At 71.1% G+C, this 22746-nt stretch carries 15 protein-coding genes; 12 read left to right on the forward strand and 3 right to left on the reverse strand.

Annotated features, from left to right (window positions below; all coding sequences use genetic code 11):
• Nucleotides 1-40 precede the first annotated feature (40 nt).
• The gene (locus tag ACWDVB_RS19360) at nucleotides 41-1279 is read right to left on the reverse strand and encodes a saccharopine dehydrogenase family protein (RefSeq protein ID WP_451519151.1); all 1239 of its coding nucleotides are present in this window, start codon (nucleotides 1277-1279) and stop codon (nucleotides 41-43) included.
• A gap of 257 nt (nucleotides 1280-1536) precedes the next feature.
• On the opposite strand from ACWDVB_RS19360, the gene ACWDVB_RS19365 reads away from it, so the two are divergent.
• From ACWDVB_RS19365 to ACWDVB_RS19380, 4 genes are all read left to right on the forward strand, one after another.
• On the forward strand, nucleotides 1537-2679 hold the full coding sequence (locus tag ACWDVB_RS19365; RefSeq protein WP_451519150.1) for a CaiB/BaiF CoA transferase family protein: 1143 nt from the start codon (nucleotides 1537-1539) through the stop codon (nucleotides 2677-2679).
• Between the two features lie 80 nt (nucleotides 2680-2759).
• Nucleotides 2760-3902, forward strand: a complete 1143-nt coding sequence (locus ACWDVB_RS19370) for an acyl-CoA dehydrogenase family protein (protein WP_451519149.1) — start codon at nucleotides 2760-2762, stop codon at nucleotides 3900-3902.
• A 47-nt stretch (nucleotides 3903-3949) separates the two neighbouring features.
• Nucleotides 3950-5164 carry an acetyl-CoA C-acetyltransferase gene (locus ACWDVB_RS19375; RefSeq protein WP_451519148.1) on the forward strand — a complete coding sequence of 405 codons (1215 nt, stop codon included), beginning with the start codon at nucleotides 3950-3952 and terminating at the stop codon, nucleotides 5162-5164.
• 225 nt (nucleotides 5165-5389) lie between these two features.
• Nucleotides 5390-7573, forward strand: coding sequence for a 3-hydroxyacyl-CoA dehydrogenase NAD-binding domain-containing protein (locus ACWDVB_RS19380; protein ID WP_451519147.1), 2184 nt, complete (start codon nucleotides 5390-5392; stop codon nucleotides 7571-7573).
• Nucleotides 7574-7600: 27 nt separating this feature from the next.
• Here ACWDVB_RS19380 and ACWDVB_RS19385 read toward each other — a convergent pair whose 3' ends face one another.
• A complete protein-coding gene (locus ACWDVB_RS19385; RefSeq protein WP_451519154.1) occupies nucleotides 7601-8332 on the reverse strand; it encodes a MerR family transcriptional regulator in 732 nt (243 codons plus the stop codon).
• Between the two features lie 195 nt (nucleotides 8333-8527).
• Between ACWDVB_RS19385 and ACWDVB_RS19390 the strand changes: the two genes are divergently transcribed.
• The 4 genes from ACWDVB_RS19390 to ACWDVB_RS19405 all read left to right on the forward strand — a co-directional run bounded on the left by ACWDVB_RS19390 (nucleotide 8528) and on the right by ACWDVB_RS19405 (nucleotide 14389).
• Nucleotides 8528-10339 carry an AMP-dependent synthetase/ligase gene (locus tag ACWDVB_RS19390; protein ID WP_451519146.1) on the forward strand — a complete coding sequence of 604 codons (1812 nt, stop codon included), beginning with the start codon at nucleotides 8528-8530 and terminating at the stop codon, nucleotides 10337-10339.
• Between the two features lie 159 nt (nucleotides 10340-10498).
• Nucleotides 10499-11956: an amino acid permease gene (locus ACWDVB_RS19395; RefSeq protein WP_451519145.1), complete on the forward strand. Its 1458-nt coding sequence runs from the start codon at nucleotides 10499-10501 to the stop codon at nucleotides 11954-11956.
• 223 nt (nucleotides 11957-12179) lie between these two features.
• Nucleotides 12180-12974, forward strand: coding sequence for an alpha/beta fold hydrolase (locus tag ACWDVB_RS19400; RefSeq protein ID WP_451519144.1), 795 nt, complete (start codon nucleotides 12180-12182; stop codon nucleotides 12972-12974).
• 500 nt (nucleotides 12975-13474) lie between these two features.
• Nucleotides 13475-14389: an oxygenase MpaB family protein gene (locus ACWDVB_RS19405; RefSeq protein ID WP_451519143.1), complete on the forward strand. Its 915-nt coding sequence runs from the start codon at nucleotides 13475-13477 to the stop codon at nucleotides 14387-14389.
• Nucleotides 14390-14426: 37 nt separating this feature from the next.
• Here ACWDVB_RS19405 and ACWDVB_RS19410 read toward each other — a convergent pair whose 3' ends face one another.
• Nucleotides 14427-15920: a M1 family metallopeptidase gene (locus ACWDVB_RS19410; RefSeq protein WP_451519142.1), complete on the reverse strand. Its 1494-nt coding sequence runs from the start codon at nucleotides 15918-15920 to the stop codon at nucleotides 14427-14429.
• A gap of 201 nt (nucleotides 15921-16121) precedes the next feature.
• On the opposite strand from ACWDVB_RS19410, the gene ACWDVB_RS19415 reads away from it, so the two are divergent.
• From ACWDVB_RS19415 to ACWDVB_RS19430, 4 genes are all read left to right on the forward strand, one after another.
• Nucleotides 16122-18113: a Xaa-Pro dipeptidyl-peptidase gene (locus ACWDVB_RS19415; protein ID WP_451519141.1), complete on the forward strand. Its 1992-nt coding sequence runs from the start codon at nucleotides 16122-16124 to the stop codon at nucleotides 18111-18113.
• On the forward strand, nucleotides 18110-19390 hold the full coding sequence (locus tag ACWDVB_RS19420) for a M14 family metallopeptidase (protein WP_451519140.1): 1281 nt from the start codon (nucleotides 18110-18112) through the stop codon (nucleotides 19388-19390). Before ACWDVB_RS19415 ends, ACWDVB_RS19420 begins: the two co-directional genes overlap by 4 nt.
• Before the next feature lie 134 nt (nucleotides 19391-19524).
• Complete coding sequence (locus ACWDVB_RS19425; protein WP_451519153.1) at nucleotides 19525-21219, forward strand: BCCT family transporter; 1695 nt, start codon at nucleotides 19525-19527, stop codon at nucleotides 21217-21219.
• 203 nt (nucleotides 21220-21422) lie between these two features.
• Nucleotides 21423-22457: an oxidoreductase gene (locus tag ACWDVB_RS19430; RefSeq protein WP_451519139.1), complete on the forward strand. Its 1035-nt coding sequence runs from the start codon at nucleotides 21423-21425 to the stop codon at nucleotides 22455-22457.
• Nucleotides 22458-22746 lie beyond the last annotated feature (289 nt).

Here is a 22746-nt window from a genome sequence, read left to right on the forward strand (position 1 = left end):
GCCCCGCCCGCGTGGGGCGGGGCACCCGACGGGCTCGCCCCTAGGCCCTGAGGACCTGGCGCACCGCCGCGACGCGGAAGGTGAGCCCCGCGGCGTTCAGCCGCGCCAGCAGCGCGTCGCCCATCGCCACGGCCGTGGTGACCTGCCCCGCAGATGGCGGCAGGGTGTCCAGGGCGAGGCACAGCGCCGACTCGGCCAGCATCTTCGCCGTCTCGTCGTACCCGGGGTCGCCGCCCGAGACCTCGGTGAAGACGCGCTTGCCGCCGCCCTCGCCGACGAACCGCACCGAGAACCACGTCTCGGCCCGCCGCTCCTGGCTCGGCCCCTCACCGGGCTTGAGCCGCCCGGACAGCCACCGGCGCACGGGCGGCAGTTGAGCGGCCGCCACCAGACCGCCCAGGGCGACCGGGCCCCCGATGGCCATCGGCAGCGTCTTCACGGCCGCGTAGTGCCGGTAGCGGAAGTCGGGCCCGTACCGCTCAAGGGCCCGCGCCGAGCGCTGCACCACCTGCGGGTCGATCGTCGGCAGCGGCAGCGCCCAGGCGCCGACCTCACCCGCGTACCTCGGCGCACTCGGCGGGGCGTACGCCTTGCGGCCCGTCGGGCGGGGCTCGTGGTGCCGCCGTTCCTTCGCGGCGGCGAGCATCTGCGGGCCGCGGCCCAGCTGGTTGAGCGCGGAGGCGAAGGTGCCGCCGGAGAACTGCCCGTTGGACCGCACGAACCCGTCGACCCGCAGCGGCACGCCTTCCGGCAGCTGACCCACCGTGAAGTACGCCCCCAGGTCGTGCGGGATCGAGTCGAAGCCGCAGGAGTGCACGAGCCGCGCACCGGTCTCCCGCGCGCGGGCGTCGTGCCGCACATACATGAGGTCGACGAACTCCGGCTCACCCGTCAGGTCCACGTAGTCCGTGCCCGCCTCCGCGCACGCGGCGACGAGTTCCTGCCCGTACGTCAGGTAGGGGCCGACGGTCGTGGCGACCACGCGCGCGTGGGCGGCCATCTCCCGCAGGGAGGCGGGGTCCGCCACATCGGCACGCACCACGGGCAGTTCGGCGCAGGCCGGGTCGAGCGAGGCCAGGCGCTCGCGCAGCCGCTCCAGCTTTGCGGTGTCGCGCCCCGCGATGGCCCACCGCAGCCCCTCGGGCGCGTGCGCCGCGAGATACTCCGCGGTGAGCACCCCCACGAAGCCGGTCGCTCCGAAGAGCACGATGTCGTACGCGCGATCCCTCTTCGCGCCGATGTCGGTGTTGCCGTCGCTCTCGCCGTGCTGACTGGTCATGGCACCTCTCCGCCGTGGGCCCCGTGCGGTCGTTGGGTGGCCGAGGCTAGCGTGCGCCGCCAGCGACCGGGCCAACACCCCGACGCCGCCTGCACCCGACGTCGCCTACATCCCTGGGGCGGACCGCACCGCGAGGCCGCGACCCCACGAGGGTCCAAGATTGGCTAAGCGCTTGCTCGCCAGGGGCTTGTGCGCAGCGGAACACGTTCTTAGCATCACTGGTGTTACATCAGTTGTGTCATAGCGCTGGGGGCTCAATGGCAGTGCCAGGCAAGGGCTTTGAAGGCCCGCTCGCCGGGGTGCGCGTGGTGGAGCTGGCGGGCATCGGGCCCGGCCCGTTCGCGGCCATGCTCCTGGCCGATCTCGGTGCCGACGTCGTACGCGTGGACCGCCCGGGCGGCGGCGGCCTCGCGGTCGACCCGGCGTACGACGTCACCAACCGCAACAAGCGCTCCGTGGTCATCGACCTGAAGGCCGCCGACGGCGCGGCACACGTCCTCGATCTGGTCGAGCGCGCCGACATCCTCATCGAGGGCTACCGGCCGGGTGTGGCCGAGCGTCTCGGCGTCGGCCCCGAGACCTGCCACGCGCGCAATCCGCGGCTCGTCTACGGCCGGATGACCGGCTGGGGCCAGGAGGGGCCGCTCGCGCAGACCGCCGGGCACGACATCGCGTACATCGCGATCACCGGCACCCTCGGCATGATCGGCAACGCCGGGGAGCCGCCCGCGATCCCCGCGAACCTCGTCGGCGACTACGCGGGCGGCTCGCTCTATCTCGTCGTCGGCATCCTCGCCGCGCTCACCCACGCGCGCGTGCACGGCGAGGGGCAGGTCGTGGACGCCGCGATCGTCGACGGCGCGGCGCACCTCTCCGCGATGATCCACGGCATGCTCGCGGCCGGCGGCTGGCAGGACCGCCGCGGCGCCAACCTCCTCGACGGCGGCTGCCCCTTCTACGGCACCTACGAGACCTCCGACGGCGGCTACATGGCCGTGGGCTCCCTGGAGCAGCAGTTCTACGACGAGTTCATCGCGCTGCTCGGCCTCGCCGAGGTGGCCCCGGCCCGCAAGGACCTGACGCGCTGGGGCGAGCTGCGCGAGGCCGTCGCCGCCCGCTTCAAGGAACGTACGCGCGAGGAGTGGACGGCCGTCTTCGAGGGCTCCGACGCCTGCGTGGCCCCGGTGCTGTCCCTGCGCGAGGCCCCCTCCCACCCGCACCTCGCCGCGCGCGGCACCTTCACCGACCACGGCGGCATCACTCAGCCCGCCCCCGCGCCCCGCTTCTCCGCGACGCCCACGCGCGTGCGCACCGGCCCCGCGCGGCCCGGCGCCGACACCGCCGAGGTGGCCCGCGACTGGGACGTACCGGCCCTCGCACGAGAGCCGAAGCCATCTTGACCGCGACACATGCTGACCGCGACATGTTGACCAACCGCCACGGGCTGGCCCCTCCAGGGGCTCCAGGAGGCCACGTACAGATGAAACGGCAGCTCTTCTCCGCCGAGCACGACGCGTTCCGCGAGACCGTGCGCACCTTCCTCGCCAAGGAGGTGCTCCCGCACTACGAGCAGTGGGAGAAGGACGGCATCGTCTCCCGTGAGGCCTGGCTCGCGGCCGGGAGGCAGGGGCTGCTCGGGCTCGCCGTCCCGGAGGAGTACGGCGGGGGCGGGAACGCCGACTTCCGCTACTCCGCGGTCCTCGCCGAGGAGTTCACCCGCGCGGGCGCCGCCGGGCTCGCGATCGGCCTGCACAACGACATCATCGGCCCCTACCTGACCTCGCTCGCCACCGAGGAGCAGAAGCGCCGCTGGCTGCCCGGCTTCTGCGCCGGCGAGACCGTCACGGCCATCGCGATGACCGAGCCCGGCGCGGGCTCCGACCTCCAGGGCGTCCGCACCGGCGCCGAGGACCGGGGCGACCACTGGGTCCTCAACGGCTCCAAGACGTTCATCTCGAACGGCATCCTCGCCGACCTCGTCATCGTCGTCGCCAAGACGTCCCCCGAGGGCGGCGCGCACGGCCTGTCCCTGCTGGTCGTCGAGCGCGGCATGGCGGGCTTCGAGAGGGGCCGCAACCTCGACAAGATCGGCCAGAAGGCCCAGGACACAGCCGAGCTGTTCTTCAACGACGTACGCGTCCCCAAGGAGAACCTCCTCGGCGAGCTGAACGGCGCCTTCGTCCACCTGATGACGAACCTCGCGCAGGAGCGCATGGGCATCGCCGTCGCGGGGATCGCCGCCGCCGAGCACCTCCTGGACATCACCACGACGTACGTCAAGGAGCGCGAGGCCTTCGGGCGGCCCCTGGCCAAGCTCCAGCACATCCGCTTCGAGATCGCGGAGATGGCCACCGAGTGCGCCGTCACCCGCGCCTTCCTCGACCGGTGCATCGTCGACCACGCGAACGGCGAACTCGACGCGGTCCACGCGTCGATGGCGAAGTGGTGGGCCACCGAACTGCAGAAGCGCGTCGCCGACCGCTGTCTGCAACTGCACGGCGGTTACGGCTACATGACGGAGTACCGCGTCGCGAAGGCCTTCACCGACGGACGCATCCAGACCATCTACGGCGGCACGACCGAGATCATGAAGGAGATCATCGGCCGGTCCCTCCTCGGCTGACCCTCAGGTCGCCCCCATCCTCCCGGTTTCCCCCGAAAGGCACTCGCGTGACCACCGAAGCGTACGTATACGACGCGATCCGCACCCCGCGCGGACGCGGCAAGGCCAGTGGCGCCCTGCACGGCACCAAGCCGATCGACCTCGTCGTCGGCCTGATCCACGAGATCCAGGCCCGTTTCCCCGGCCTGGACCCGGCGGCCATCGACGACATCGTCCTCGGTGTGGTCGGCCCCGTCGGCGACCAGGGCTCCGACATCGCACGGATCGCCGCCATCGCCGCGGGACTGCCCGACACGGTCGCCGGCGTCCAGGAGAACCGCTTCTGCGCCTCGGGTCTGGAGGCGGTCAACCTGGCGGCCATGAAGGTCCGTTCGGGCTGGGAGGACCTGGTGCTCGCGGGCGGCGTCGAGTCGATGTCGCGGGTGCCGATGGCCTCCGACGGCGGCGCCTGGTTCGCCGACCCCATGACCAACTTCGAGACCGGCTTCGCGCCGCAGGGCATCGGCGCCGACCTGATCGCCACCATCGAGGGCTTCTCGCGGCGCGACGTCGACGAGTACGCGGCGCTCTCCCAGGAGCGCGCCGCCGCGGCCTGGAAGGACGGCCGCTTCGCGAGGTCCGTCGTGCCGGTCAAGGACCGCAACGGCCTGGTCGTCCTCGACCACGACGAGCACATGCGCCCCGGCACCACCGCCGACTCCCTCGCCAAGCTGAAGCCGTCCTTCAAGGACATCGGCGACCTGGGCGGCTTCGACGCGGTCGCGCTGCAGAAGTACCACTGGATCGAGCAGATCGACCACGTCCACCACGCGGGCAACTCCTCCGGCATCGTCGACGGCGCCTCGCTGGTCGCCGTCGGCACCAAGGAGGTCGGTGAGCGCTACGGCCTCACCCCGCGCGCGCGGATCGTCTCCGCGGCCGTCTCCGGCTCCGAACCGCTGATCATGCTGACCGGGCCCGCGCCCGCGACCCGCAAGGCGCTCGCCAAGGCCGGGCTCACCATCGACGACATCGACCTCGTCGAGATCAACGAGGCGTTCGCCGCCGTCGTGCTGCGCTTCGTCAAGGACATGGGCCTGTCCCTGGACAAGGTCAACGTCAACGGCGGGGCGATCGCGCTCGGACACCCGCTGGGTGCGACCGGGGCGATGATCCTGGGCACGCTCGTCGACGAGTTGGAGCGGAGGGACCTCCGGTACGGCCTGGCCACCTTGTGTGTGGGCGGGGGGATGGGCATCGCCACGATCGTCGAGCGGCTCTAAGGGGCCGAGCCGTAGAGGTGTGGGGTGCGTCGTGGTTGCCCGCGCAGTTCCCCGCCCCCCTGAGGCACGCGGCTTCGCCGCGCCTCATGAAGGCGCACGGAGTGCGTCCTTCAGGGGCGCGGGTAACTGCGCGACCAGCCCCCACCGGCGGTCACTCGGCCACGATACGCAGCCACCCTCCCCAGAATCCGCCCCCCGCCATTCGCTTTCCTCACGGAGACAGACATGACCGAGCCCACCACCATCCGCTGGGAGCAGGACGACACCGGCGTCGTCACGCTCGTCCTCGACGATCCGAACCAGTCCGCGAACACCATGAACCAGGCGTTCAAGGACTCCATCGCGGCGATCGCCGACCGCGCCGAGGCCGCCGTCGCGGCCGACAAGGACGCGATCCGCGGGTTCGTCTACACGTCCGCCAAGAAGACCTTCTTCGCGGGCGGCGACCTGAAGGACATGATCAAGGTCGGCCCCGAGAACGCCCAGCAAGCGTTCGACGCGGGGAACGCCATCAAGAACTCGCTGCGCCGCATCGAGACCCTCGGCAAGCCCGTCGTCGCCGCCATCAACGGCGCGGCCCTCGGCGGCGGCTACGAGATCGCCCTCGCCTCCCACCACCGCATCGCCCTGGACGCCCCCGGCTCCAAGATCGGCCTGCCGGAGGTCACCCTCGGCCTGCTGCCCGCGGGCGGCGGCGTCACCCGCACCGTCCGTCTCATGGGCATCACGGACGCTCTCCTGAAGGTCCTCCTCCAGGGCACCCAGTACAACCCGAGGCGCGCCCTGGAGAACGGCCTCGTCCACGAAGTGGCCGCCACCCCCGAGGAGATGATCGAGAAGGCCCGCGCCTTCATCGACGCCAACCCCGAGTCGCAGCAGCCCTGGGACAAGCCGGGCTACCGCATCCCGGGCGGCACCCCCGCCAACCCGAAGTTCGCGGCGAACCTGCCCGCGTTCCCCGCCAACCTCAAGAAGCAGACGGCGGGTGCCCCTTACCCCGCCCCGCGCAACATCCTCGCCGCGGCCGTCGAGGGCTCCCAGGTCGACTTCGAGACCGCGCTGACCATCGAGGCCCGGTACTTCACCGAGCTGGTCACCGGCCAGGTCGCCAAGAACATGATCCAGGCGTTCTTCTTCGACCTCCAGGCGGTCAACTCCGGAGCGAACCGCCCCAAGGGCATCGAGCCGAAGACCGTCCGCAAGGTCGCCGTGCTCGGCGCCGGCATGATGGGCGCGGGCATCGCCTACTCATGCGCCCGCGCGGGCATCGAGGTCGTCCTGAAGGACGTCTCGGCGGAGGCCGCCGCCAAGGGCAAGGGCTACTCCGAGAAGCTCTGCGCCAAGGCGGTCCAGCGGGGGCGTACGACCCAGGAGAAGGCGGACGCGCTGCTCGCCCGCATCACGCCCACCGCGGACCCGCAGGCCCTCGCGGGCTGCGACGCCGTGATCGAGGCGGTCTTCGAGGACACCGCGCTCAAGCACAAGGTGTTCCAGGAGATCCAGGACGTCGTCGAGCCGGACGCGCTGCTCTGCTCCAACACCTCCACCCTGCCGATCACCACGCTCGCGGAGGGTGTCACCAGGCCGGTCGACTTCATCGGCCTGCACTTCTTCTCGCCCGTCGACAAGATGCCGCTCGTCGAGATCATCAAGGGTGAGCGGACCGGCGACGAGGCGCTGGCCCGCGCCTTCGACCTCGTACGCCAGATCAGCAAGACGCCCATCGTCGTCAACGACTCGCGCGGCTTCTTCACCTCCCGCGTCATCGGGCACTTCATCAACGAAGGCGTCGCGATGGTCGGCGAGGGCATCGAGCCGGCCTCCGTCGAGCAGGCGGCGGCGCAGGCGGGCTACCCGGCGAAGGTCCTGTCCCTGATGGACGAGCTGACGCTGACGCTGCCCCGCAAGATCCGCGACGAGACCAGGCGCGCCGTCGAGGAGGCGGGCGGCAGCTGGGCGGGCCACCCCTCGGACACCGTCATCGACCGCATGGTCGACGAGTTCGAGCGGCCCGGCAGGAGCGGGGGAGCGGGCTTCTACGAGTACGTGGACGGCAAGCGCGCCCGTCTCTGGCCGGGCCTGCGCGAGCACTTCACCCGGCCCGGACACGAGATCCCGTTCAAGGACATGCAGGAGCGCATGCTCTTCTCCGAGGCGCTCGACACCGTGCGCCTGCTGGAGGAGGGCGTCCTGACGTCGGTCGCCGACGCCAACATCGGCTCCATCCTCGGCATCGGCTTCCCCGGCTGGACGGGTGGCGTGCTCCAGTACATCAACGGCTACGAAGGCGGCCTGCCCGGATTCGTGGCACGCGCGCGTGAGCTGGCCGAGCGCTACGGGGAGCGGTTCGCGCCGCCCGCGCTGCTTGTCCAGAAGGCGGAGAGCGGCGAGAAGTTCAGCGACGGCTGAGCCGCTCGGCGAACCGGGGGGAGGCGTTCAGCGTTCGGCGCGGAACGCCTCCCCCAGTTCTTCCCTGAGCGAGCGCTGGAACGCCGTGACGAGGGCCTGCACGACCATCGGCTGCATATGGGCGGAGAGGGACTTCATCGCCGCCACGTGCTCGGGGTCGGACTCCCGCTCCCGGTAGGGGCCCCAGACCTCGTCGCGGAAGAGCCGCGTCAGCTCGTGCGCCGCCTCGCGCGTGTGCTCCATGAGCACCGTGCGGGCGGCCAGGATCGTCTCGTGCGCGATCGGTACGCCGAGCAGCTGCACCCCGAGCCGCAGCAGACCGGGGTCCACGCGGTAGGTGTCGGAATCCTCCACGTACGCGATGACGTTCATCGCGGCGAGCCGGTCCAGATCCGCGCCCGACAGGGGCTGCCCCGCCCGGCGCTCCAGCTCGGCACGGGACACGTCCTTCGCCGTGTCCGGGGCCCAGCTCGCCACCAGCGCACGGTGGATGGCCAGATCGTGCGCGCTCAGGTCCGCGGGCAGCTGCTCCAAATACCGCTCGATGGCGGCGAGCGTCATGCCCTGGTGCTGCAACTCCTCGATGAGCGCGAGCCGGGACAGGTGGTCCTGGCCGTAGTGCCCGACGCGGCGCGGGCCTATCACCGGCGGCGGCAGCAGACCCTTGGTGCTGTAGAAGCGGATCGTGCGGACCGTGACGCCCGCGCGCGCGGCCAGCTCGTCCACCGTGAACGTCGGCTCGTCGGCATCGGTCCGCACGTCCTCGCCATCGGTCCGCACGCCCTCCGTGTCCGTCGTCATGGCAGCGCCCCTCCCTCCCCATGGGTGCCTCGGTCCGTACGGCGACCCCTGCACCAATCCGGTGCAACAGTATTGCTGGCACACCAGTGTTGTGAAACCCTCCGGGCCAGTCACGCGTCCGCTCACGCCCAGCCGACGGCACCAGGAGGCGTCATGACCACGACCCCGCGACTCCCCGAAGACGAAGACCCCGCCGACCTCACGCTCCCCGCCCTGCTGCGCCGCAACGCGGAGGACCACGGAGACCTTCCCGCGCTCTCCTGGCGCACGGGCGAGAAGTGGTCGACGCTCACCTGGCGCGAGGCGCGCCGCAAGATCGCAGTCCTCGCCGCCGGTTACACCGCGCTCGGCGTCGAGCGCGGCGAGCACGTCCTGATGATGATGGGCAACCGCCCCGAGCACTGGCTGAGCGACCTCGCCCTGACGCACCTCGGCGCCGTCCCCGTCACCGTGTACGGCACCTCAGCCCCCGAGCAGGTCGCCCACATCGTCCGGCACAGCGGGGCCCGCTTCGCGATCGTCGAGGGCGCCCGCGAACTGCCCCGCTGGGAGCCCCTGCTGGCCGACGCCACGGCCCCGCTGGAGCGCCTCGTCGTGGTGGAGGCCGCCGAGGCGGGGAAGCACCGTACGTACGGCTCGCTGCACGCCACGGGCAGCCGCCTCTTCGACCCCGACGCCTTCGAGAAGGCCTGGCGCGAGAGCCGCCCCACCGACGCGCTCACCGTCGTCTACACCTCCGGCACCACCGGCGACCCCAAGGGCGTACGCCTCACCCACCGCAACGTGATCCTGGGCGGCATCGCGCTCGACGGAGTCGTGGAGTTCCCCGAGCACGTCGGGCACATCTGCTACCTGCCCTTCGCGCACATCGCGGAGCGCCTGCTCGGCATCTATCTGCCCGTGCTGCGCGCCGCGCACGTCCACCTGTGCGCCGACCCCGCCCAAGTGGCGGCCACCGCGCGCGAGTTGCACCCCTTCCAGTTCTTCGGCGTCCCGCGCGTGTGGGAGAAGCTCGCCGCGTCCGTGAAGGCCGCGCTCGCCGGGCTGCCCGAGGAGCGGCGGCGCGCCGTCGAGGCGGCGAACGACACGGCACGCGCGTACGTCGACTGCCGGGAGCGCGGCGAGGAGCCGCCCGCCGAGCTCCGGGCCGCGTACGAGCGGGCCAAGGCGGAGGTGCTCGACCCGCTGCTCGCGCTCGCCGGCTTCGACCGCCTGGTGTGGACCGCGAGCGCGTCGGCGCCGATGCCGCTGGACGTCGCCCGCTTCTGGGCCGGCTTCGGCCTGGTGATCATGGACGCGTGGGGTCTCACCGAGACGTCCGGCGTGGTCACGACCAACAGCCCCGACGCGTTCCGCCTCGGCTCGGTGGGCCGACCCCTCGACGGCCTGGAGATCCGCACCGCCGACGACGGCGAGATCCTGGTCCGTGGCGCGACGGTCTTCGACGGCTATCTGCGGCCCGACGGCGGCGTCGACAGCGCCTGCGACGCGGACGGCTGGTTCGCCACCGGCGACATCGGGCGGATCGACGAGGACGGCTTCCTCTGGCTCACCGACCGCAAGAAGGAAATGATCATCACCTCGACGGGCAAGAACGTCTCGCCCGCCCTCGTGGAGAACGCGCTCAAGGAGCACCCGCTGATCGGCCAGGCCCTCGTGCACGGCGACGGCCGCTCCTACCTGGTGGCGCTGCTCGTCCTGGACGCGGAGATGGCCCCCGCCTGGGCCGCCGCACGCGGCATCGAGGGCGACCTGGTCTCCCACCCCGCCGTACGGGACGAGATCGCCCGCGCCGTCGAAGCCGCGAACGCACGCCTGAACCGCACCGAGCAGATCAAGCGCTACCGCGTCCTCGCCGAGGAGTGGGGCCCCGAGACCGGCGAGCTGACCCCGTCCCTGAAGCTGCGCCGCCGCGTGATCCGGAAGAAGTACGAGCAGGTCATCGACGCCCTGTACACCCCCTGACCAGCATGTGAGAAGTCCCGCTATGTGACGTGTGCCACCGCGTGGGCGGCGATCTCTGGGGGAAGGTGTCCCGTCGGTCCGCGCGCGTCAGGGGTGTCGTGGGCCGGAGCACATCCGGACCCCGGAGCTCTTCCGGGCACCAGAGAGTAGATCCCCCACGTGAGCAAGGAAGCCGTAGATTCGGCCGTCCTGGACGCATCCCGCACAGATGCGTCCCAGGCCCCCGCGGACGCGGGCGACGCCGGTTACAGCAAGGACCTCAAGGCCCGTCACGTCAACATGATCGCGATTGGTGGCGCGATCGGCACAGGGCTCTTTCTCGGGGCGGGCGGCCGCCTCCACTCGGCGGGCCCCGCGCTCGCCGTCGCGTACCTCGTGTGCGGAATCTTCGCGTTCTTCGTCGTCCGCGCCCTCGGCGAGATGGTGCTCTACCGTCCGTCGTCCGGTTCGTTCGTGAGCTACGCGCGTGAGTTCCTCGGCGAGAAGGGCGCCTACGTCGCCGGTTGGATGTACTTCCTCAACTGGTCGACCACCGGCATCGCCGACATCACCGCGATCGCGCTCTACACGCACTACTGGAGCTTCTTCACCGACATCCCCCAGTGGGTGCTGGCGCTGATAGCCCTCGCGGTGGTCCTCGGGATCAACCTGATCTCGGTGAAGATCTTCGGCGAGATGGAGTTCTGGTTCGCGATCATCAAGGTCGCGGCGCTGGTCGCGTTCATGCTCATCGGCATCTTCCTGTTGATGACCCAGCACGAGGTCGGCGGCGAGTCCCCCGGTCTGAACGTGATCACCGACAACGGCGGCTTCCTGCCGAACGGCATGATGCCGGTCGTGATCGTGATGCAGGGCGTCGTCTTCGCGTACGCCTCGCTGGAGCTGGTCGGCGTCGCGGCGGGCGAGACCGCCGATCCCCACAAGATCGTCCCGCGCGCGGTGAACTCCATCATGTGGCGCGTCGGCCTCTTCTACGTAGGCTCCGTCGTCCTCCTCGCGCTGCTGCTCCCCGGAGCGGTGTACTCGGCGGACCAGAGCCCCTTCGTGACGGTGCTCTCCAAGATCGGCGTCCCGGCGGCCGGTGACGTGATGAACCTGGTCGTCCTGACCGCGGCCATGTCGTCGCTCAACTCGGGCCTCTACTCCACGGGCCGCATCCTGCGCTCCATGGCCATGGCGGGATCGGCGCCCAAGTTCACCGCGAAGATGAACAAGAGCCAGGTGCCCTACGGCGGCATCCTGCTCACCGCGGGCGTGGGCGTCCTCGGCGTCGGCCTGAACAGCATCGTTCCGGGCAAGGCCTTCGAGATCGTCCTCAACGTGGCGTCCCTGGGCATCATCAGCACCTGGGTGATCATCATGATCTGTCACCTGGCGTTCGTGCGCCGCTCCAAGGAGGGCGCCTTCGAACGGCCCAAGTTCCGTCTGCCCGGCAACCCGGTCACGGAGATCGTCACGATCGTCTTCCTGCTGGCCGTGCTCTGCCTGATGTGGAAGGACCCGGAGGTCGGCCGCAAGACGCTGTACCTCATCCCGATCGTGGCCGCGGCGCTGGTCGTCGGCTGGTACGCGATCCGCCGCAAGGTCGACCGCGAGGCCCGCAGCCTCACGAAGTAGCCCCCCACGGGGAGCGGGCCCAGCGCCGCTGTCAGTGGCAGCGCCTACGGTGGCGTCATGTCGGAGATCACGTATGTCCGGGGTGACGCCACCGCGGCGTTTCGCGGCGAGCCTGGTTGCGGGGTGAGCCCGTACGACGGGTTCCGGTCGTCGTATGTACGCGTTTGGGCCCTCGTCCGGCGTCCCCCTGGCGGCTTCGAATCCGTCGCCGGAGACTCGGGGCATGGACGCCATGGTGTCGGTCAAGGACGGCGAAGTCTGGGCGCACGACTCGGGAGTGCCGAGCGGCGCGGGCGGCGAAGGTCTCCCCCTGGTACTGATCCACCCGGGAGTCGGTGACTCCCGCATCTGGGATCCCGTCCTGCCGCGCCTGACCGAGCGGCACCGCGTGATCCGTTACGACGCGCGGGGGTACGGCAGGTCGCCGGTGCCGACCGCGTCGTACTCCCTGGTGGAGGACCTGATCGCGGTCCTCGACCACTTCGGTGCCGCCCGGGCGGTCCTGGCGGGGTCGAGCATGGGCGGCGCGACGGCCCTCAGCCTCGCGCTCCGTGATCCCGCGCGGGTGGCTGCCCTCGCCCTGGTGGTCCCGGGCGTCACGGGCGCCGAAGACCTCGTCTCACGGGAGTTCACCGCCGAGGTCGGCCGGCTGGCCGAGGCGGGCGACGTGGACGGGATCGCGGCGCTGGTGATGCGCACGTCGGCTGCCGCGGGCACCGGGGACGACTCCGAGGTCGAGGCGCACATCCGGTCGGTGATCCCGGCCTGGTTCGCGAACTACCCGCACCACGTGCCGGACCCGCCCGTCTACGACCGCCTCGGCGAACTCGACGTGCCCTGCGTCCTCGTCCTCGCCGAGCGCGACCAGCCCGAGGTGGTCCGCACGAACGAGACGATGGCCGAGCGCATCCCCGACTGCCGCCTCGTACGCCTCGCCCACAGCGACCACTTCCCGACGCTACGGGAACCCTCCGCGGTCGCGGACGCCATCCTGGAGGCGTATGCCGCGGCGCGGTGACGGGGCGCGGCCGCGCGGCCCCGCGGGGTGCCGTGACCGGACAGGTCCGGTCGGGCGGCGCATGACCCGCGCGGAGCGCCACGTCTGCTTTCGGGTCCTTGAACGCCGGGCGCCGCTCCACGCCGCCGAGCCGGGCGGGAAGCGTCCCGCCGTCGCACGCGTGGGGCGTCACGTCTGCTCCCGCGTCTTTGCACGGCGGGTCGTTCCATGGCGCTGCGCCGCCTGGGCAGCGTCCCGACGCCGCACGCGCGGGGCGTCACATCCGCTCCCGCGTCCGTCAACGACGGGCACCGCTCCACGCCGCCGAGCGGGTGGGCAGCGTCACGCCGCAGCCGTCCGCTCGGCGGAACACGGCCCGGCTCCGGCGCCCCACCGTCCCCGCGGCCGGCAGCGCCGTTCCCGGTCGCATACTGGAATACGCATGAACCGGGTACGGACCCGCGGGCCGGCAGCCCCCGGGCATCCCAGGCCCGGACCCGCACGGCCCAGGAGCACGTCGCATGAAGCCGGACCATGACCGCGATGCCCGCGTCCGTGACGACCACGACGCCCACGCCCAGGCCCACGACGACCACCTCGCCCCACCCCCACCCGGCGGCATCCTCTGGACCATCGCGGGCGACCTCCGTATGTTCCTGATGCTGCCGCCCGCGCTCACCATGCAGGTCGCGCACCCGGCGGTCGGCGCGGGTGTCGATGAGCACTCGGTGTTCCGGACCGACCCGTGGGGGCGGGGTGAGCGGTCGGTGCGGTCGGTGCTGCTCTGGGTGTACGGCGGGGACGAGGCCGCCGCGGAGGGCCGCAGGCTCCGCGCGCTGCACCGCACCATCCAGGGCACGGACACACGCGGCCGCCGCTACCACGCGCTGACGCCCGCCAACTACGCCTGGGTCCACGCCACCGGGTTCCCCGTCTACCAGCACGCCCAGCGGTACCTGGGCCGCCCCTTCACCGAGGCGCAGGAACGTCAGCTGTACGCGGAGTGGCTCCAGGTCGGACGGATCCTCGGCATCCACGACCGGGACATGCCCCAGACGCTGGAGGAGTTCTGGCCGTACTACCGCAAGGTCCTCGCCGAGGAGATCGAGCTCACGCCCGTGGCCGCGGAGCTGACCGCCGCCGACGCTTCCGTCCCTCCGCCGGACCGCGGCCCGCGCCTCGTACGGGTCCTGCTGCGGACCGTGTGGCCCGCCCTGCTGCCCCCGCTCGCACGCTTCCGCCGCTTCGTCACGATCGGCCTCATGCCCCCGGACGCCCGGGAAGCGCTCGGCCTTCCCTGGACCCCGAGCCAGGAGCGCGCCCTGCGCCGCTTCGGCAAGGCGGTGCGGACAGTGGTCCCGCTGCTGCCGGAGCGGCTGCGGTACCTGCCCATCGCGCGGCGCGCCCGCGCACGCCACCGCGCCGCCGGCCGTTGAGGCCGGGCGGCGCGGCTGCTCAGCCCCGCCCACGGCGTCAGTGGTCGTGCACACCGTTCGTGTCGGCGATCTGCTTCCACGACTTCGGCTTGGCCGGCGCGGCGGCCGACCGGGCGAGCCCGGCGTCCCGCGCGGCGGGAGCGTCCGGCCGCGACGGCTGGAACAGCCAGGTGTCGAAGAGCTCCGCGAGCGGCTTGCCGGAGATCTTCTCGGCGTACTTGACGAAGTCACCGACCTTGGCGTTGCCGTACTTGTACTGCTGCGGCCAGCCCTTGAGTATGGCGAAGAACGCGTCGTCGCCGATCTCGTTCCGCAGCGCCTGCAGGGCCAGCGCACCGCGGTCGTACACCGCGATGTGGAACTGGTCGTCGGGACCCGGGTCGCCCGGCTTCACCGTCCAGAACGGGTCGTCGGCGGACCGCTGCGCGTACACGTAGTCCGCGAGCTCCTGCGCCGTCCCCTCGCCCTCCTTCTCCGACCACAGCCACTGGCTGTAGCGGGCGAAGCCCTCGTTGACCCAGATGTCCTTCCAGCCGTGCACGGAGACGCTGTCGCCGTACCACTGATGGGCCAGCTCATGGACGACGAGGGACGCGTTGGAGCCGTTCGCGAAGGCGGCGGGGCTGTAGAAGGGCCGCGTCTGGGTCTCCAGGGCGTAGCTGGTCTTCACGTTCGGGACGTAGCCGCCGAGCGCGTTGAAGGGGTACGTGCCGAAGACCGTCTCCAGCCACTCCGCGACCTCGGTCGTCCGCTCGATGCTGGCCCGCGCAGCGCCCGCGTTGTCGCCGAGGTCCTTGCTGTAGGCGTTGAGGACCGGCAGACCGCTCTCCGTCTTGTCGGTCGTGATGTCGAACTTGCCGACCGCGAGCGTGGTGAGATAGCTCGCCTGCGGCTTGTTGGAACGCCAGTTGAAGCGGGTCCAGCCCAGCTTGGAACTCTGCGACTGGAGGACGCCGTTGGAGATCGCCTGGGTGCCGTCGGGCACGGACACCGACACGTCGTACGTCGCCTTGTCCAGCGGGTGGTCGTTGGAGGGGAACCACCACACGGCGGCCTCCGGCTCCTGCGCCGCGACGCCGCCGTCCGGCGTCCGGTGCCAGGCCGTGTAACCGTTGATCTTCAGCTCGGACGGCTTGCCCGCGTACCGGACGACCACGGTGATCGACGTGCCCTTGGCGAGGCCCGCGGGCGGGGTGATCTCCAGCTCCTGGTCGCCGGTCTTCGTGAACTTCGCCTTCTTGCCGTTGACCCGCACCTCGGAGACCTTGAGGCCGAAGTCGAGGTTGAAGCGCGAAAGTGCCTGCGTGGTGCGGGCGTTGATCGTGGCCGTGCCTTCGATGAGGTCGGTCACGGGCTGGTACTTCAGCCTCAGGTCGTAGTGTGAGACGTCGTAGCCGCCGTTGCCGCTGGCCGGGTAGTAGGGGTCGCCGATGCCCGGCGCCCCGGGGGAGTAGTCCGCGGCCGATGCCGGGATCGCCAGCAGCAGGAGAGAGGCCGCGAGCGCGCCCGGGGCGATGAGTCTGCGGTGCACGTCAAGCTCCAAGTCGTTGGGGCACAAGATCGGTTCGTCTTGGTCGAGAGCCTATTCAGCCCTTCCCCCACACGTCATGTCCATGGCCCCATACGTCACACGATCGCCATTCGGCCGACATGTGCCTTGATGTCCCACGGACCTGTCGCGGTACGTCCGGCCCTCTGTCGCGCGCGAGTTCACCGGTGTACCTTCCGCGCCATGTCGATACGCGCGCGACGCACCCGCCTCCTCTGGCGAACGCTGCTGACGGCGGCCTTGGCCGCCCTGATGGCCACACTCATGTCCCCGGGCGCGGCGCAGTCGGCCGCCAGGACGCCGCGCGCGCCCGGCGAGGCGCCCCGCACCCCGGGCGAGAGCAGACCCGTGTACTCGTACGAGGACGCGATACGCGAATCCGTATGGGTCGACACCAGGATCGACGGCGACGCGGACGGCAGGACCGACCGCGTCGCCGTCGACATCGTCCGGCCCCGCGAACTCGACCGCACCGGCCGCCGCATTCCGGTGATCATGGACGCGAGCCCGTACTACTCCTGCTGCGGACGCGGCAACGAGAGCCAGAAGAAGACGTACGACGAGAACGGCGACCCCGTCCGGCTCCCGCTCTACTACGACAACTACTTCGTGCCCCGCGGCTACGGCTACGTCGCCGTGGACCTCACCGGAACGAGCCGCTCCGACGGCTGTGTCGACATCGGGGGCCGCTCCGACGTCCAGTCGGCGAAGGCCGTCGTCGACTGGCTGAACGGCAGCGCCCGCGCCTACACCAGCCGCACCGGCGACGAACGCACACGGGCCTCCTGGAGCAACGGCAGAACCGGGATGATCGGCAAGAGTTACGACGGCACCATCGCGAACGGCGTGGCCGCCACCGGCGTCAAGGGCCTGAAGACGATCGTGCCGATCGGCGCCATCTCCTCCTGGTACGACTACTACTTCGCCAAGGGCGCCCCGCTCTTCGGCAGCGGCCCCGACGGCCTCGCGAAGTATGTGGAGAGCCCCGAGGCCCGCGCCCGCTGCGGCGCCGTGCACCAGCGCCTGATCGACGGGGCGCCCCGCAGCGGCGACCGGACCCGCCTGTGGAGCGAGCGCGACCACGTCCCGGACGCCGACAAGGTGCGGGCCAGCGTCTTCGTCGTCCACGGCATGCAGGACCTGAACGTCCGCACCAAGCACTTCGGCCAGTGGTGGGACGCCCTCGCCGAGAACGGCGTCGACCGCAAGATCTGGCTCAGCCAGGCCGGCCACGTCGACCCCTTCGACTTCCGCAGGGCCGAGTGGGTGCGCACCCTGCACCGCTGGTTCGACCATGAACTCCTCGGCCTCGACAACGGCGTCGACCGCGAGCCGATGGCCGACATCGAGCGCGCCCCCGACCGCTGGACCACCGACCGCGTCTGGCCCCCGCGCGCCACCGACACCGTCAAGCTCCGCCCCGCCAAGGGCACTTCCCCGGGCGTCGGCACGCTCGGCCCGCGCCCCGGCAAGGGCACCGAGACCTTCACCGACGACCCGAAGCTGAGCGAGACGGACTGGGCCGAGCGGATCCACACCGCCACGCCCGCCAAGGCCGGTTTCGTCAGCAAGCCGCTCGCCCGCGACCTGCGTCTGTCCGGCTCCTCCACGGTGACGGTCACCGCGACCCCGACCACCCGCACCGCCCACCTCTCCGCGGTCCTCGTCGACCTCGGCCCCGACACCATCCGGGACTACGCCGCCGCCGGCGAGGGCATCACCACGCTCCCCGAACGCACCTGCTGGGGCGCGAGCACCGCGGGCGACAGCTCCTGCTTCAAGGAGACGAGGGCGAAGACCGCCGCCGTCGACTACACGATCTTCAGCCGCGGCTGGGCCGACCTGGGCAACTGGGCCGACGCCGAGCGCGGCCGTCCGCTCACCCCGGGCAGGCCCCACACCATCACCCTCGACCTCGCCGCGAGCGACCACGTCGTGCCCAAGGGCCACCGCGTCGCGCTGATCGTCGCGGGCACCGACAAGGACCTCATCGAACCCCCCGCCGACACCCCGACGCTCACCATCGACCTGGCCCGCACCTTCGCGAAGGTGCCGCTGGTCGGCGGGGCGAAGGCGTTCACCACCTCCTCGACCGTCACCCCCCGCGCACCCCGTCTCGACGGCGTGGCCCCGCCGCGTCCGCTCAACCCCCTCCCGGGAGGCAGCACTTCATGACACCCCTCATACGCACCCTGGCGCTGGCCTGCGCCACCGCCGCGCTCACCGCACCCCTCCTGACGGCGCCCGCCCAAGCGGCCCCGAAGCTCCCACGCACCGGATTCGAGGAGACCGCCGGCGCCCGCTGGACCACCCAGCCCGAGGAGCAGCGGCTCCTGACCGCCGTCGACAAGGCGAGCGACCGGGTCTCCGTCTCCCGCATCGGCACTACCAAGCAGGACCGCCCCCTGCAACTGGTCCGCATCGCGGAACGCCCCACCAAAAGCACCGTGTTGCTGATCTGCAGCCAGCACGGCGACGAACCCTCGGGCCGCGAGGCCTGCCTGTCGACGATCCGCGACCTCGCGTACGCGAAGGACAGCAAGACCCGGAACTTCCTGAAGCGCACCACGCTCCTCGTCGTCCCCACGGCCAACCCGGACGGCCGCGCCGCCGACACCCGCGGCAACTCCGACGGCGTCGACATCAACCGCGACCACGTCGCCCTGCGGACCGCGGAGGGCCGCGCCCTGGCCGCCGTGATCCGCGACCGCGAACCCGACGTCATCTACGACCTACACGAGTACGGCGCGACGCCCAAGTACTACGACAAGGACCTCTTCGACCTCTGGCCGCGCAACCTCAACACCGACGAGGCGGTGCACAAGGAGGCCCAGACCGTGTCGAAGGCGTACGTCCGTCCGGCCGCCGAGGCCGACGGATACACGACGGGCACGTACGGCATCTGGACCGACCCCGTCACCGGCGACCCCATCAAGCAGACCGCGGGCGACGGCCAGGAACGCATCCTGCGCAACATGTCCGGCATCAAGCACGCGGCGGGCCTGCTCATAGAGAGCCGCGTCGATCCCGTCACCGACGCCGAGAAGAACGACGAGGCCCTGAACAACCGCCGCCGAGTGAAGTCCCAAGTCTCGGCGCTCGACGGCCTCTTCGACTACTCGGACGAGCGGCGCGCCCGCCTGGAGCGCGCCACCGACGCGGCCCGCACCGAGGGCCACCGCGACCGCGGCCCGGTCTACCTCGGCGGCGCGGACAACGACCCCGCCGAGCCGACGGAGATCATCCAGGACCCGCCCTGCGGCTACCGCCTCGACGCCGCCCAGTACGCCGACATCAAGGACGAACTGGCGCTGCACGGCGTCACGGTGAAGCGCCAGAAGTCCGGTGCGTACGTCCCTCTGCGGCAGTCCGCGCGGGCCCTCGTGCCGCTCCTGCTCGACGAACGTGCGCCATATCACATGGTCACAGCTCGGCCCGACATGAGCTGTTGAAGGCGTGAGATGTGCGTCACATGTGGTAGGGGGTAACGGAGAACAAAGTCTCGACTCAATCGACCCCTTGAAAGGTGTCACCTGTGACGCAGGAACAGCGACAAGCGGACGACGGGGGAGGGTCGCAGGAGATCATGGCGCCCGCCCCCGCCGGCCGGTCCCCGAAGACGGACCGGGTGGTGTTCGGCGTGACCGCCGCGCTCACCCTGGCGTTCGTGGTCTGGGGCGCGGTGGCGACGGACTCGCTGGAGAACGTCTCCACGGACATGCTCAACGGCCTGATGCACAACGGCGGCTGGTTCTTCATGCTGACCGCCACGGGCTTCGTGGTCTTCGCACTCTGGCTCGCCGTCAGCCGGTACGGAAAGATCACCCTCGGCAAGGAGGGGGAGGACCCGGAGTTCCGCACCGTCTCCTGGGTCGCCATGATGTTCAGCGCCGGTATGGGCATCGGCCTGATGTTCTACGGAGTGAGCGAGCCGCTGGCCCACTTCACCGCGCCACCGCCGGGCACCGACCCGGCCGACTCGGCCGCGGCGATGGAGACGTCGATGGCCACCACCCTCTTCCACTGGACGCTCCACCCGTGGGCGATCTACGCGGTCGTGGGTCTCGCCATCGCGTACAGCACCTTCCGGCGCAACCGGCGCCAGACCATCAGCGCCGTCTTCGAACCGCTCATCGGCAAGAAGCACGCCCGCGGCGCCTGGGGCCGGGTCATCGACATCGTGGCCATCTTCGCCACGCTCTTCGGCTCGGCCGCCTCACTTGGCCTCGGCGCCCTGCAGATCGGCAGCGGCATCGAGGTGCTCGACTGGATGAACAACGCCGGCACCGGACTGCTCGTCGTGATCATCGCCGTGCTGACCCTGGCCTTCGTGGCCTCCGCCGTCTCCGGCGTGGAGAAGGGCGTCCAGTGGCTCTCCAACATCAACATGGTGCTCGCGCTGCTGCTCGTCGTCTTCGTCTTCATCGCGGGCCCGACCGTCATCATGCTCGACATGCTGCCGACGTCGATCGGCGCCTACCTCAACGACCTGCCCCAGCTGATCGGCCGCACCGAGGCCTCCAGCGGCAAGGGCGTCGCGGACTGGCTGAGCAGCTGGACGGTCTTCTACTGGGCCTGGTGGATCTCCTGGACGCCCTTCGTCGGCATGTTCATCGCACGGATCAGCCGCGGCCGTACGATCCGTCAGTTCGTCGGCGGCGTCATGCTGGTGCCGAGCACGGTCAGCCTCATCTGGTTCGCGGTGTTCGGCGGCAGCGCCATGACGGTCGCCGACCGGGGCGGCCTCAAGGACGAGACGACGCCGGAGGCGCAACTGTTCGGCCTGCTCCACGAGTACCCGATCGCCACCGTCACCAGCCTCCTCGTGATGATCCTCGTGGCCATCTTCTTCGTGTCGGGTGCCGACGCGGCGTCGATCGTCATGGGCGCGCTCTCCCAGAAGGGCGCACTCGAACCCGGCCGGTTCGTCGTGATCTTCTGGGGCGTCGTGACCGGCGCCGTGGCGGCGATCATGCTGCTGATCGGCGACGGCTCGGACGACGCGCTCACCGGCCTGCGCAACCTCACGATCCTGGTCGCCGCACCCTTCACGATCGTGATGCTCGGCATGTGCGTGTCCCTGATGCGGGACCTGCGCCACGACCCGCTGATCGTGCGGGGCGAGCACGGCACGGAAGCCGTCGAGAAGGCCGTGATCGCGGGCCACGCGCAGTACGACGGTGACTTCGAACTCCGCATCGGCCCCTCCCCTGTGGACGACGCCGACGCCGACGGAGAGGGCCCGGAAACGGACAACGACCCGGCTCCCCGGACCCGCTGACCGCCTCCAGGAGGCGGCGCGCACCACGTGTGCCGCCTCCTGGAGCACCCCACGCGTCCAGGCGGCTCAGCACGCGTACACCCTCGACCATGCGTACGCAGTGACACGCGTCCGGGGCCGCCGCGGGCGCGACGGCGATGGCCGGCCGAGCGAAATGTGTCCTGCCGTGCTCACATCACCCACGGGATGGGGATACTCACAGCATGTCTGCCGAGTACGCGACCTTCGGTCTGGCACCGGCCATGCGAGCCGGTGGAGTTCTCGCCAACGGTGACTACCAAGTGCACCGTGATTTCGTCGACTTCATCGTGAACGGGCGCCCCCTGCTCTTCCAGCTCTCCGACCTCGACGCGGTGTCGCCGCTGGCCGCCGACATCCCGCCCGCCATCTTCACGGCACACGTCCGCAGGCTCCTCCTGGAGGCCCGGGCACCGCTGCGCGACGGCCGGTACGTCATATACGGCTGCCCCGAGTGCGAGGTCCTGGAGTGCGGCGCGGTCACCGCGGTGATCGAGAAGGCCCCCGACAGCAGCGACGACTTCATCTGGCGCGACTTCGCCTGGCAGACGGGGGAACCCGCCGACCTGGAACTCAACGGCTACCACGGCATAGGGCCCTTCCGCTTCCGGGGCGCCGAATACCGCGCGGCCCTCGGCCGGTTACTCGCCTCCGACGCGCCGCAGACCCGCCGCCGGGTCCTGCTGATCGGCGCCCGCGTCGCGCTCCTCGCCAAGCTGGCGGCCGCGCTGCGCACGATCGGCATCGGCGCGGAGATCGCCGCGGACGCGGCGGGCGTCCCACCCGACGAGCTACGCACCTACGGAGCCGTAGCCTTCGGCCGCGCGGTCCCCGACGAGACCCGGCGGTCCGTCCGCTCCGCCTTCGAGCAGGCCGGGGTCGAGGTCTCCTACGTCGACGGCCTCGCGCCGATAGTCCCGCTCCTGGTCGCCCAGATCGAGTACGCGCTGGACCGCAGCCCCCAGGAACAGCGGCGCCTCACCGGCCTAGCGGCATGCCGTGACGCGGCAAGGCTCCAGGTCACGTCGACGTGCCGGGTCCAACTGATCGCGTACCGCACGGACCGCTTGTCGCGCACACACATCCACGAAGTCTTCGACGAGGTCCTGGAGCCGGGTGAGCATCGGGTCCCTCTGTCGGCGAAGGCCACGAAGGGCGACTCCTACGTAGTGGCCCGAACCTCCACGAGCGTCCTCGTCACCTCCACGGGGTCGCCGTAGCGGCAGGGGGCCACCTTTCCACCACGGGGCGGCCCCTGCCCCGCCGCTCCGCGCCGGATGTCTCCCACCCACCCACCCGTTTACCCCGCGTCGCGGGGTGGGCGGGGAAACCTCCCGCGTTGCAGGGGCGGGCGTAGGACCGGGCGGGCCACTCCCACCACCGCAGCCGCAGCACCGGCCGCGAAGGTCACCCCCACCGGCAGCCGCGAGCGCACGCGAGGGGCATCCCCCACCCACCGGCAGCCGCGAGTGCACGCGAGGGGGCGTTCCCCACCCGCAGCTGCGAGCG

This window comes from Streptomyces sp. NPDC003379 (assembly GCF_053589195.1).

Coding starts and splice junctions, on each gene's coding strand:
- ACWDVB_RS19360 (WP_451519151.1), bottom strand. CDS start 1,279: ATGACCAGTCAGCACGGCGAGAGCGACGGCAACACCGACATCGGCGCG.
- ACWDVB_RS19365 (WP_451519150.1), top strand. CDS start 1,537: ATGGCAGTGCCAGGCAAGGGCTTTGAAGGCCCGCTCGCCGGGGTGCGC.
- ACWDVB_RS19370 (WP_451519149.1), top strand. CDS start 2,760: ATGAAACGGCAGCTCTTCTCCGCCGAGCACGACGCGTTCCGCGAGACC.
- ACWDVB_RS19380 (WP_451519147.1), top strand. CDS start 5,390: ATGACCGAGCCCACCACCATCCGCTGGGAGCAGGACGACACCGGCGTC.
- ACWDVB_RS19390 (WP_451519146.1), top strand. CDS start 8,528: ATGACCACGACCCCGCGACTCCCCGAAGACGAAGACCCCGCCGACCTC.
- ACWDVB_RS19400 (WP_451519144.1), top strand. CDS start 12,180: ATGGACGCCATGGTGTCGGTCAAGGACGGCGAAGTCTGGGCGCACGAC.
- ACWDVB_RS19405 (WP_451519143.1), top strand. CDS start 13,475: ATGAAGCCGGACCATGACCGCGATGCCCGCGTCCGTGACGACCACGAC.
- ACWDVB_RS19415 (WP_451519141.1), top strand. CDS start 16,122: ATGTCGATACGCGCGCGACGCACCCGCCTCCTCTGGCGAACGCTGCTG.
- ACWDVB_RS19420 (WP_451519140.1), top strand. CDS start 18,110: ATGACACCCCTCATACGCACCCTGGCGCTGGCCTGCGCCACCGCCGCG.
- ACWDVB_RS19425 (WP_451519153.1), top strand. CDS start 19,525: ATGGCGCCCGCCCCCGCCGGCCGGTCCCCGAAGACGGACCGGGTGGTG.
- ACWDVB_RS19430 (WP_451519139.1), top strand. CDS start 21,423: ATGTCTGCCGAGTACGCGACCTTCGGTCTGGCACCGGCCATGCGAGCC.